Source organism: Enterococcus sp. DIV0660C, assembly GCF_017316125.1.
Taxonomy (GTDB): Bacteria; Bacillota; Bacilli; order Lactobacillales; family Enterococcaceae; genus Enterococcus_B.
In genome coordinates, this window is record NZ_JAFLWA010000042.1 from 1 (window position 1) to 11,822 (window position 11,822).

Annotated in this window: 10 protein-coding genes; 9 read left to right on the top strand and 1 reads right to left on the bottom strand. The window is 36.4% G+C overall.

Going from position 1 to position 11,822, the window contains the following annotated elements; genetic code table 11:
- Nucleotides 1-569 (top strand): LPXTG cell wall anchor domain-containing protein (locus DOK81_RS11045; protein ID WP_206910858.1); only part of this gene is annotated, 569 nt, incomplete at its 5' end.
- Between the two features lie 71 nt (nt 570-640).
- Here the strand turns inward: DOK81_RS11045 and DOK81_RS11050 are convergent.
- Nucleotides 641-940, bottom strand: a complete 300-nt coding sequence (locus DOK81_RS11050) for a bacteriocin immunity protein (protein WP_206910860.1) — start codon at nt 938-940, stop codon at nt 641-643.
- Nucleotides 941-1,825: 885 nt separating this feature from the next.
- On the opposite strand from DOK81_RS11050, the gene DOK81_RS11055 reads away from it, so the two are divergent.
- The 8 genes from DOK81_RS11055 (at nt 1,826) to DOK81_RS11090 (ending at nt 11,710) form a co-directional block, all read left to right on the top strand.
- A complete protein-coding gene (locus tag DOK81_RS11055; protein ID WP_206910863.1) occupies nt 1,826-2,446 on the top strand; it encodes a hypothetical protein in 621 nt (206 codons plus the stop codon).
- Nucleotides 2,447-2,530: 84 nt separating this feature from the next.
- Nucleotides 2,531-3,040: a hypothetical protein gene (locus DOK81_RS11060; RefSeq protein WP_206910866.1), complete on the top strand. Its 510-nt coding sequence runs from the start codon at nt 2,531-2,533 to the stop codon at nt 3,038-3,040.
- A gap of 66 nt (nt 3,041-3,106) precedes the next feature.
- Nucleotides 3,107-8,893: a hypothetical protein gene (locus DOK81_RS11065; protein WP_206910871.1), complete on the top strand. Its 5,787-nt coding sequence runs from the start codon at nt 3,107-3,109 to the stop codon at nt 8,891-8,893.
- A gap of 169 nt (nt 8,894-9,062) precedes the next feature.
- The gene (locus DOK81_RS11070; protein ID WP_206910873.1) at nt 9,063-9,824 is read left to right on the top strand and encodes a formate/nitrite transporter family protein; all 762 of its coding nucleotides are present in this window, start codon (nt 9,063-9,065) and stop codon (nt 9,822-9,824) included.
- Nucleotides 9,825-10,101: 277 nt separating this feature from the next.
- Nucleotides 10,102-10,662: an alkaline shock response membrane anchor protein AmaP gene (amaP, locus tag DOK81_RS11075; RefSeq protein WP_206910875.1), complete on the top strand. Its 561-nt coding sequence runs from the start codon at nt 10,102-10,104 to the stop codon at nt 10,660-10,662.
- An 11-nt stretch (nt 10,663-10,673) separates the two neighbouring features.
- A complete protein-coding gene (locus tag DOK81_RS11080) occupies nt 10,674-10,862 on the top strand; it encodes a DUF2273 domain-containing protein (RefSeq protein WP_206899173.1) in 189 nt (62 codons plus the stop codon).
- A 12-nt stretch (nt 10,863-10,874) separates the two neighbouring features.
- Entirely contained in the window at nt 10,875-11,420 is a 546-nt protein-coding gene (locus DOK81_RS11085; RefSeq protein WP_206910877.1) for an Asp23/Gls24 family envelope stress response protein, read from the top strand.
- A 44-nt stretch (nt 11,421-11,464) separates the two neighbouring features.
- Nucleotides 11,465-11,710 (top strand): GlsB/YeaQ/YmgE family stress response membrane protein, encoded by a 246-nt coding sequence (locus DOK81_RS11090; RefSeq protein ID WP_206910879.1) that lies wholly within the window; start codon nt 11,465-11,467, stop codon nt 11,708-11,710.
- The last annotated feature ends 112 nt before the right edge of the window (nt 11,711-11,822 follow it).

Here is an 11,822-nt window from a genome sequence, read left to right on the forward strand (position 1 = left end):
CAAGTACTAGCACGACAGACGCAAGTAGTACTACAGATACAACAAGTACGAGCACGACAGACTCAAGCAATACCACAGATACAACAAGTACTAACACGACAGACTCAAGTAGTACATCAGATACAACAAGAAATAGCACAGATTCAAGTAGTACCACAGATACAACAAGCACGAGCGCGACAGATTCAAGCAGTACTACAGATACAACAAGTACTAGCACGACAGACGCAAGTAGTACCACAGATACAACAAGTACTAGCACGACAGACTCAAGCAATACCACAGATACAACAAGTACTAACACGACAGATAGAAGTAACACTTCGTCATTCTCAAGTAGCAACAAGGGAGTTTCTGATACAAATAGTTCGGTCGAAAAAGGAACTCGGTTGGTAGTTAACACGAGTCATTCGTCTGATTCAACAAATGACAGTTTTAAAGAGTCCGAAAAAAAACTTCCTAAAACGAATGATGCGTCTAAACCCTTGATTGCATGGGCGGGAGTTGGTACGATTGCGCTTGTCTTACTTACGTTCTGGTATCGTAAAAATAAAAAAACGGATCAGTAAAATTTCGATCCGTTGAAAGTAAATTATGAAAACAGTCTGAGATAATTTTATCTCAGACTGTTTTGTTTTGGTTAAAACCAGAGCGGAAGTAGCATGGCGGCAACTGCAGTACCTTGATAAATTTCTGCATCATGTTTTAGTTGATAATATAGTTTGAGAACTGCTTCTGGAAGTTGTTGCTTATTTTCAAGGCAGCTAAGCGTGATTGCGTGGCAAAGCTTTGTAGCTACTAGTTTCGTATTTTCCGTTCTTTCTAATTCTTGTGCAGCATTAAAAATCATTTCTTTGATTTTTGGCATCTTGGCAACTTCTTCATCTGAATAAGCAGAACTTAATTGATCCATCATGAGCGTGATTTTTTTTTCAGACATTGAACCATCTCCTTGTGAGTAGCGTAGCACTTTTACCTAAGGAACTCAAAAGAAAAATCCTTAACTAAAAGGAATAGATTCTTCCGTTTTTGCTGTTTTGCTAATTAAGAGCTATCCTCGCAAAACAAATGATAAAAAAACACTATTTAAAAATCAAATAATTGTTTTTTATGTTTTTATTAGCGACAACGTGTGATTTTTTAATCTTAATTTCATTTTATCGCGGAGTCTGTAGTTGTTTTATTTAAAGTTGTTTTTCAAACACATTTTTTATTTTTTAGTAAATATATTTTTTGTTTTTAACTAATATCTATTATTTTAATATAGTAAAATAATAGATATTAAAAGAGTTTTTATTGACATTTTGTATTTTTTAAGTTATTTTAATATTGCGTAGTGAAAACGCAAACACATAGCATTTAATTTTTTATACAGTGACGTTACTGTTTTTAGAATCAGTCGTTTTAAAAATACATATTTATAACATGTGTTTTTTATTAGAAAAAATAGTTTTTTATTAGAAAAACGAGCGATAAATCAGTATGTTTAGCTTTAAAAACAAAAGATGACGTAAAACCAAGTAAAAATTTTTCCAACGAATTGTATTCCTACGTCTAGGTAAAATTTGAATGGAATTTAGCTATGTTCGTTTGCTAATATAATTTGTGTTCCGAGGCGTACTACGCAAAAAAGACAAATTTCTTTGGAACCAAACGTTATGTTTGAAAATAATGCTATTTTTTATGATGCTTGCATAAGCAAATTTAGGTAACCCTCGTGTAGGTAAGACTAGAAGTAAAGTGTTTTACCTTATCTGAATTTGGCTTGGAAGTATTCATTTGGAAAATAGTTTTATTAAAAAAATAAAAAAAGGGAGATACAAAAATGGTAAAAAAATTACTAGTTAGTACATTAATTTTAGGTGGGGTTGTTTTGGCTCCAATTACGGCAAGTGCATGGGAAGCAGGAGAAACAGATCCAAATGAAGCTGGCGGACAAACGATCAAAGGTCAAGACTCTGGAAATGTAGCTGTTAATGGTTGGATTGGTGCATGGGATTCATCAAATCCAGAATCTCCAGAACCAACTGATCCAGAAGATCCAACAGTCATCGATATCACAATTCCGACGACCGTTTTATACGCTAATAGTGTAGATGATGCTGGGAAACCTACATCAACAATTATTTCACCAACATATAAGTTAACAAATAACTCAACATCAAATGATGTAAAAGTTTCTGTTGAAAAATTTAGCTCAAAAAATGCCGTTGACATAAAACAAGATTTATCAGTTGTAGCAACAGGCGAAGCAGCAGTTACTTTACAAACAAAAGCAGGCCAAATGCTTAATACAACAACAAAGCTGGTAACTGTTCCTAAAACATCAACAAAAAACTTTGCATTCACAGGAAACATTGATCAAAGTACATTTCCAACGGGAGACGCGGCGGCAGCATTGAGACCTACATATGACATGTCTCTACACTTTACAGCAATAAAATAAGCAAATAAAGAGCTTTGAAGTAAAGGAGGGAGATTGAATAATCTTTCTCCTTTTCTGGGTTTTAACATAGGGGGTTATCAAAAAATGGTGGAACAAAAAGAAAATAAGAAGAAAAAAAGACGATTATTGATTCTATTACTCTTGCTGCTTGTTGCATTAGGCTCTTTCTTTTCATTTTACTTTTTCAGAGAAACGCCGAAAGTTATCAGCGGATTGCCAGACGTTGAACAAAATTTAGAAAAAATGACAGATGAAGAAATGCTAAAGTTCATGCAAACAGAAGTCGACAAAGACAATTTTAATATCAACTTGAAACATGAGATCGCAGTTTCAAAAGAAACGAATGTTGCTCAAATCGCGGTGAAAAACAAACCGACGAATGCTTACAGCATCCAAGTGGCATATTTACTGAAAGAAGGAAATGAACAGGTTTATAAATCTGGACTGATACCTGCAAATCGCCAATTGATGGAAGCCAAGCTAGCAAAAGATCTTTCAGAGGGCAGTCATGAAGTAACGATTGTTTATACGATCTATGATGAGGAAAAGGAAATCAATCAATCGACAATTGATGGTGTGCTATATGTTAGCTAATAAGGGAGGCATTGATATGTATGAAGGACGGTGGAGAAGGGCTGAACAAAAAAGGATGAAACAAGAATGAAAAATAGACAAAAGATGATCATTTGGCTGATGTTAGTAACATTGCTATTTTCAGAAAGTACTCATTTAGTGAGTATTAGTAATCAGGTTGTATGGGCACAAGAAGAAAGTGAAACGCTTAAATCAACTGAAAAACAAGAAAAGACGGCGTCAACTGAAACGAGTGTGAATCAAATACAATCTGAAGAAACGACCGAAACAAGTCAAATTCAAACACAAACTAGTTCCCAACAAGAAGAAAATGAAGGTTCATCAAAAACACAAATATCCACTGAGAAAACGGTGACTGAAAGTTCAACAAAAGAGGAAGCGTCACAGACATCGAAAACGAGTATCCAACCACAGGCAGGAAATGTTGATGATAACCCTGGTGCCAAACAGGCTTATGCAAAAGCGGCTAGTTATTGGACAAAGCAACTAACATCTAGATTGGCATCAGCACCAAAACTTGGAAATTATACAGGAGCTTCATCAAAATTGGATTTTACACTTCCTGTTGACAGTGCACCTGAAACCTCACTAACTAGTAGTGACCAACTTTATAAATGGAAATATAAAACAAATGTATATTTTCAAAGTATGAGCTTTCTTGGTGGTGATGGCATCGTCTTCAAGGGAGGAGTCTACCTTGAAACAGTAGATGGTAAAAAGGTCAATCATTTTATCATTGATATACAGCGAACGAAACCGGGTTCAAATGTTACTATCCCTAGTATAAGCGCGGTTTACTATGGAGATATGCAAGCAGATGAGTATGCAAGGAATTACTTTACTGGAGAATATGTTTGGAATAAAGTTGACTATCTAACTAAAGGTAATGTATCAGTAGGTTTGGGGGGACTAACTTGTAACCTTGAAAGTTCAGATATGCCTAGTAAATATTCTGGGTTGTATGATGAGTGGCGAAAGGCATCGGTTCAGAAAATCGCAAGTAACCTCGCCGACTCATTGAAATCTAATTATAGTAAGCTAGGGAAAAATGTGAATGATACTGTCAATTTTACAATTGCAAGTAAAGTGAACACTTTGGTTGGATACGCAGCTACTGTCCAGTTTTATGGAGACTATTACGCTGATCTATCTCAGTTTCAAGTGGATTTATCCGGTAACTTTTCTACCTATGTTCAATTAGAAAAAACGGGTTCAACAGGGACAACGATAAGTTACCGAATGAAGCGAGTGAAAGTAGGAGATTTTACGGATGGTTCTGTAACAATTAGCACGCGTCACGATGCTGAGGGACGTACAATAACTATTGCTGATGGGACTGCTATTTTTTGGGCGCTCCCTATGAAGAATATTCCCTTAGACTCGGCTTCTGCTGATTTCAAAGATGAGCGTCAGATTTGGGCAGATCCCGTTGAGCAAACGATAGAACTTGGAGCTGGAAAGTTCTTAAGTGAAGTCCCGGATGTTTCCAAGCTGATTACAAACGTGCGTTTAGAAGACGGAACAGCCCTTAGCGCTTCTGAGTACACAGCACAGATTTCATCGAGACCTACATTTGATAATATGGCTATTACTGAAAAGATTGTAGTGACATTAACACGTAAGGCGACAGGTATAGTAAGTACTGTAAGCGTGCCGGTCAAAATGTCTTGGGGGAACACGATCCAGCTTCGCGGAGTAGAGGATAAAACAGCGGGTGCATACACCTTAAAAAATGTTGGTGGTTCATATTCCATTCGCGCGAATTACGGTCAAGATAAGAATTATTCTCCTAATGGAGTTCATAACTATTTCGGTGATACTCCTTATCATTCAATTACTTTGTTAAGAGGAACAGGAAACATTGAAAAGCTCAGCAGTACGTACTATAAAGAAACAAATGGTACTGATACAGCCAAAGAAGTTGTAGAGAATTTTGGGACGAGTGGCGAACAATCTGTTCAATTAGGCGATGTTGTCAAAATTTGGCACAAAGAACAATGGCGTAACTCTTATTTTAAAGATGAAAAAGCAAGCCAATATTCAACCCAAAATGAAGGGATTACGTACTTTGCCGTAACTGCAAATGGTTTTGTTCCCTATCGTTTGAATCAATTGAAACCAAAAGAAACAACAATCACGACCAAAACCACCAATGCAGAGCTAGATAAACAAGCAGGTGATTTGATTGACTTTCTTGGGATGAGTGGAAACGGGTTGAAAGTTTCTAAGATCACTGAGTATCCAGATCGTTCCAAAGCAGGGACGGTAAAAGGAAAAGTCCAAGTAGAAGAAACAATTGACGGTCACACATATACTTATGAATACGAGGTGCCTTTCAAAGTTACAGATGATCGGCAAATCTGGGCAGATGTGGTGGAACAAACGATCGAGCTTGGAACATGGTCAGGAGAAATACCGGACGTCTCGAAGATGATTACCAATGTACGTCTCGAAGATGGCACGGCAATCAATCCTTCTGGTTACACGGTAGAGATTACCTCAGTTCCTAGCTTCGATAATATGAAGGTCACCGACAAAATTAGTGTGAAAATTACCCGCAAGTCGAATGGTGTGGTGACGTATTTACAAGTGCCAGTCAAAATGGCTTGGGGAAATACGATCCAGCTTCGAGGTATCGGTGACGGATCTGCCGGAGCATTCACGCTACATAAAGTAGCGAACGGTTATTATTTGCGTGCTACTTATGGACAAGATAGAAACTATTATACTTCAGGGATACACGCATATTTTCCAGATACGTACTATTCAATCAGGTTATTAAGAGGAACTGGACTGATCAATCAATTGACGCAAACGTATAGCCAAGAATTCAATGGAAGTTTCACTACACCTGATATAATCAGTCAGTTTGGTACAAATAGCCAGCAATCCGTTCAACTGGGCGATGTTGTTGAAATTTGGCATGAAGAACAAAGTCGAAATTCTTACTTTAAAGATGAAAAAGAAAGTAAGTATTTTGCTGAAAACAATAAAGTAGTTTACTTTGCGGTAACTGCTGATGGTTTTGTTCCTTATCGTTTGAATCAATTGAAAGCGAACGAAATGACGATTAATATGAGTACCATTAACGAAGAGTTGGACCAGAAAAAAGAGGATATGATCGATTTTCTAGGGTTAAGTGGTAATAATTTGAAAGTTTCTAAAATCTCGCAATATCCAGATCGATCCAAAGCAGGGACGGCAAAAGGAAAAGTGTTAGTAGAAGAAACAATTGACGGTCACACATATACTTATGAATATGAGGTGCCATTTCAAGTAGAAGATGACCGTCAGCCACAAGCAGACGTGGTGGAACAAACCATTTCCTTGGGAACAAAAGCAAATGAATTAAAAGCAATTGATATGGTGAAGAATGTACGTCTCGAAGATGGCACGGTAATCAATCCTTCTGGTTATACTGTAGAGATTATTTCGACTCCAAGCTTTGATAATATGACGGTTACCAAAAAGATTGAAGTGAGATTGACACGAAAAAGTAACAACCAATCGATCGACCTTTCTGTGCCGGTGAAAATGTCGTGGGGAAATACCATTCAGCTTCGAGGTTATAATAGTGGTACAAGTGGCGCATATACTTTAAAAAATATTGGTGGTTCATATTCTATTCGTGCAAACTACGGTCAAGACAAAAATTATTCTTCTAGTGGAGTTCATGGCTTTTTTGGTGATACTCCTTATCATTCAATTACTTTGTTAAGAGGAACAGGAAACATTGAACAGCTCAGCAGTACGTACTATAAAGAAACAAATGGTACTGATACAGCCAAAGAAGTTGTAGAAAATTTTGGGATGAGTGGCGAACAATCTGTTCAATTAGGTGATGTTGTCAAAATTTGGCACAAAGAACAATGGCGTAACTCTTATTTTAAAGATGAAGAAGCGATCAAATATTCAACCCAAAATGAAGGGATTACGTACTTCGCAGTAACTGCAAATGGTTTCGTTCCTTATCGTTTGAATCAATTGAAAGCGAACGAAATGACGATTCTCACTAGTACGACGGATGCAGAGCTAGATCAGAAAAAAGGAGATATGATTGATTTTCTAGGGTTAGATGGTAATGATTTGAAAGTTTCTAAAATCTCGCAATATCCAGATCGTTCCAAAGCTGGAACGGCGCAAGGAAAAGTATTGGTAGAAGAAACAATTGACGGTCAAACACATACTTATGAATATCAAGTCACTTTCAATGTTTTGAATGATTTAAATGTTTCTGCAAAACAAATAGTGGATATTCCTTTAGGTACAACATTGTCAAATGAGGCAAAGGAATATGTCACAGTTACTTCTACCCCAGAAGATGAAGGTAAATTAACTTTTGAGTGGGTCGGTGAGCCGATTAGCGCTTCAACGGTAGGAACACACCAAGCCGTGGTGCGTGTGACAAGTCCAACTTTCAGCAAATCAGTGGATGTAACCATTGACTACAAAGTGCTTTATGGTAACAGTATTGTGATGGGAACTGATTCTAGTGTGGCGTTGAGCTTGTTGAATGAGGGTGGAAAACCTAAATTGGCTGCAACGCCTGGAACACCAAAAGAAAAATTGAGTCTACGTTCATTTATTAGTATTTACCGCCATTCATTGGTAAATCTACTAACTTTGCTTAAGACAGATACAGTTTATCAGAAACCCGAGCAGTTAGCGGAAACTTGGAATAGTTTGATAACGAAACAAAGCTACTCCTATGGTGATGTTTTAGTTGTTTCAGCTTATAAGAGAGATGATCCAAACTTGTCTTTACAGGGATCAGAAACTTACGTTAGCCGAAATGAAATGCTTGTTAAAGAGTCAGAAGGTTACGATGACGCATTTTATGAATTAACACCAACTGGTTACTCACTGTTGCATATCAATCGTTTGACTCCAGAAATCCAAGAAATTGAACAGGGAACATCAGAGGAAGAGCTAGATAAACGAGTAAGTGAGTTTCTTTCAACCAAAAACTACAATAATATTCAAGTCAAAAAATTCTCAATGTATCCAGATACATCAAAAGTAGGCGGAAGCACATCGATTATTACTGTCTCAGAAACACTAAAAAGCGGTGGTACTTTTGAATATCAATATCCAGTATCGTTTTTGGTCAAAGCACCAAACTTGACCTTAAAAACGAACTTGTCAGTTACAAATCTGTCTAGGACAGAAGAAGAAACCAAAGTTGGTGATGAGTTGCTTTATTCATATACGCTAACAAATGATAGTCCTATCGGCATATTGAAGACTGGAAACTTATCTGTTGAGTTACCGGAAGGACTAGAAGCTGTCACGCGTTCAGAGCAAACAATTCCTTTAACTGAATTAGCAGCGGGTGAAACTTTTACTCATCAATTAATGGTTAAAGTGACCGATCAAGCACTAAATCAAAATCCAGTAGTGAAAGTAACTGGTAAAGCAACCAATGAGAGTACAGTTGAACAAGAAATCCCTGAAGCAACGGTCGATGTACCAGGTAGTTTAGTTACTGAAGTGGATGCATCAGAGATAGATATAACTATTCCAACTAAAATGAATTTTGGTTCAGAGGATAAAAAAATTATTTCTCCAGTTTATAAAATGGAGAATAATTCGACGACACCAGTTGAAGTATTGGTCGATCAATTTACACCAGATCAAAAACTGGAAGGGAAAAACCTATTATTAAATATAACTTCTGGCAATCAGTCCGTTACGTTATATGAAAATGAACAAGGTTTTAATCAAATTCAATCTTTGTTAACGCTCGGTTCAAGAGAAATCAAGCAACTTTCATTTAATGGTTCTGTGAATCAACAAACGGAAGTATCGCAATCTTCTTCAACACTGAGGTTAAGATTCAAATCTATAAAATAATATGAAAAAGGTGGCTACGATTTTAGATCATAGCTACCTTTTTTTGTTTCATAATGAAGAGAATTTCACGGAAATGAGGAATTAGTGAAAAAATGTACAAAAGTATTGAAAACGGTTGATTTAACTGTAAAGTAGTAAAAGGAAAAGAAAAATTAAAGGAGAGGTTTTTGTGTATTCACCAAGTGAAATTTTAGCAATCAGTATAGAGAATGGTCAAAAAAAAATTGAAAAGACTTGGGTAGCCAAATGTATTCTGGGTTTCATTGGAGGCGCGATGATTTCTTTAGGTTATCTAGCATATATTCGAGTATCAGCTTCAATCCCTGCAGACTTGGCTAGCGTTCAGGCATTAGTTGGCGCATCTGTTTTCCCAATCGGCTTAATCGTGATTTTATTAGCCGGTGGAGAATTGATTACAGGAAACATGATGGCTGTGAGTACAGCTTGGATGGCGAAGAAAGTTTCTTTTAAAGAACTTGTTATCAATTGGTTAACAATCACATTAGCCAACCTAGTGGGAGCCTTGTTTGTCGCATTTGCGTTTGGTCATGTTTTAGGTTTGACTCATAGTGGCGTGTATTTAAACCAGGTACTTTCGTTAGCCGAACACAAAGTAAACGTTTCTTGGGTACAAGCAGTTATTTCTGGAATTGGTTGTAACTGGTTTGTTGGACTAGCTTTATGGTTGTGTTATGGTGCGAAAGATGCTGCTGGGAAAATTTTAGGTATTTGGTTTCCCGTAATGATTTTTGTTGCGATTGGTTTTCAGCATAGTGTGGCAAATGCATTTGTTATTCCTGCAGCTATTTTCGAGGGTTCATTAAGTTGGACAGAATTTTTTAGGAATTTCATACTAGTCTACTTAGGAAACATTGTAGGCGGAGGCATATTTGTTTCAGGTTTCTATTATTTAAGTTATAAAGGTCACTAAGAAAAGTAAGAGAAAAACCTTTCAATAAACCGTCCATTTATAAATGGACGGTTTATTTTTGTTTGACTATTTGTTTTTTTTAATAAGCATAATTGTTGCAAAAAAAAACAGAAAGTAATAGTCTGGAATTAAGATAGATTAGAAAAGTATAACAAAACAGCGCTTCAATTATGAGTGAATTGTCATGTTTTTGTTTTTTTACTCTCTTAATTGATCTATCTTATCTAATAAATGATTGGCAAATTGCCGTTGTTTAAAAAGTTTTAGGAGGTGGAAAATGAATAAAGGGGTTAAAGTGATTGGAATCATTGGAAGTTTGGTCATCCTTTCGGTCTCATTAACGGCTGCATTGCTCTATTCAGTGTATCAGTTACCAAGGTTTTTAGAAGAAATCCGATATTTTGTTGCAACTAACTTTTATTTTCAACAATATATCTTTTGGGTAGCCGTGGTATTTAGTATTCTTATTGCCATACTTATTCTATTCATCCTTTTTTATCCAAAAACCAAGACGACTTTTGTCTTGAAGCGTGAACATGGAACATTAGCTGTAGATAAAAAAGCGATTGAGGGATTAGTTCGAACGAAATTACGGGCAGAAGAATTTATTCATTCCCCTAGAATTGTGGTTCGCGCAACAAAAAATCGAATCAAGATCAAAGTTAAGGGTGAGCTGAAACGAACTTCTTCTTTAATTGGCCAAACGGATCAGTTGATGAAAGAAATCGAAGCAGAAGTCAAACGTTTGTTGGGAGTAAATGAACCTGTTCAAGTGACAGTCGCTTATCAGCAATTTCAAAAAACAACAAAAGAAAACAAGCACTCTCGAGTAGAGTAGGAGGGCAAAAAATGAATCAATTCTTTTCAACATACAAGCTCCCTATTATCTTTGGGGGTCTTGGGCTAATTTTAGCGATTTTGTGGTTAACGGTAGGATTTTTCAAAACCTTACTCATTTTGATTCTAACTGCAATTGGTGTCGCAATTGGTCTTTATCTTAAAGAAACACATCTTTTAGATGATTATTTTAAATTTTAGGAGGAATAGAGAATGGAAAACAACGAATTTAAACCTGTAAAACAACCAAACAACAAAGGAACTGATCAAATGAATGGTGAACTAACTTTTGAAGACAAAGTAATCCAAAAGATTATCGGAATTGCTTTAGAAGATGTTGATGGATTGCTAACTGTCGATGGTGGATTTTTCTCAAATATTGCTGAAAAATTAGTCAATACAGACAACGTAACAGCAGGAATCGACACTGAAGTGGGTAAAAAACAAGTAGCAGTTGATATGGATGTTGTTGTTGAATATGGCAAAGACATCGAAGAAATTTACAAACAAATGAAAGAACTAATTGGACGTGAAGTGAAGAATATGACTCACTTAGACGTGATTGAAGTCAATGTGAATGTCGTTGATATCAAAACACGTGAAGAATACGCAAAAGAAAGCGAAACAGTTCAAGATAAAGTAACAGATGCAGCAAAATCAACAGGCGAGTTTGCTTCAAAACAAACATCTAAAGCGAAAAAAGCAGTTGATAAAGGTACACAACGTGTGAAAGAAAACACTGAACCTCGTGTGGAATAATAATATCATTTAAAATTTGTAAAAATTAAAAAGGAGTGAGTGACATGGGCTTTATTTGGTCATTAATTATTGGTGGTATCATCGGAGCTGTGGCAGGTGCAATTACGAAGAAAGGTTCTTCAATGGGCATTATTGCTAACATTGCTGCAGGGTTAGTTGGTTCCGCATTGGGACAATGGTTACTAGGAAGCTGGGGACCAAGTTTGGCAGGAATGGCAATCATTCCGTCAATTGTTGGTGCAGTGATTTTAGTGCTAATCGTATCATTCTTTGTCCGTAAAATGGATTAAGTTTGATTGGAGTCTATATTTCTAATGTAATTGGACAAAAAAAGGTCTGGAAGAATTCTTCCAGACCTTTTTTTTAATTGAGCTAGCTAAGTTTTATCTTAGTACCAACCGT

What these genes read in the sequence shown, in the direction of transcription:
- DOK81_RS11060 (WP_206910866.1), top strand. Translation starts at nt 2,531, where the DNA reads ATGGTGGAACAAAAAGAAAATAAGAAGAAAAAAAGACGATTATTGATT.
- DOK81_RS11090 (WP_206910879.1), top strand. Translation starts at nt 11,465, where the DNA reads ATGGGCTTTATTTGGTCATTAATTATTGGTGGTATCATCGGAGCTGTG.
- DOK81_RS11085 (WP_206910877.1), top strand. Translation starts at nt 10,875, where the DNA reads ATGGAAAACAACGAATTTAAACCTGTAAAACAACCAAACAACAAAGGA.
- amaP (WP_206910875.1), top strand. Translation starts at nt 10,102, where the DNA reads ATGAATAAAGGGGTTAAAGTGATTGGAATCATTGGAAGTTTGGTCATC.
- DOK81_RS11050 (WP_206910860.1), bottom strand. Translation starts at nt 940, where the DNA reads ATGTCTGAAAAAAAAATCACGCTCATGATGGATCAATTAAGTTCTGCT.
- DOK81_RS11055 (WP_206910863.1), top strand. Translation starts at nt 1,826, where the DNA reads ATGGTAAAAAAATTACTAGTTAGTACATTAATTTTAGGTGGGGTTGTT.
- DOK81_RS11065 (WP_206910871.1), top strand. Translation starts at nt 3,107, where the DNA reads ATGAAAAATAGACAAAAGATGATCATTTGGCTGATGTTAGTAACATTG.
- DOK81_RS11080 (WP_206899173.1), top strand. Translation starts at nt 10,674, where the DNA reads ATGAATCAATTCTTTTCAACATACAAGCTCCCTATTATCTTTGGGGGT.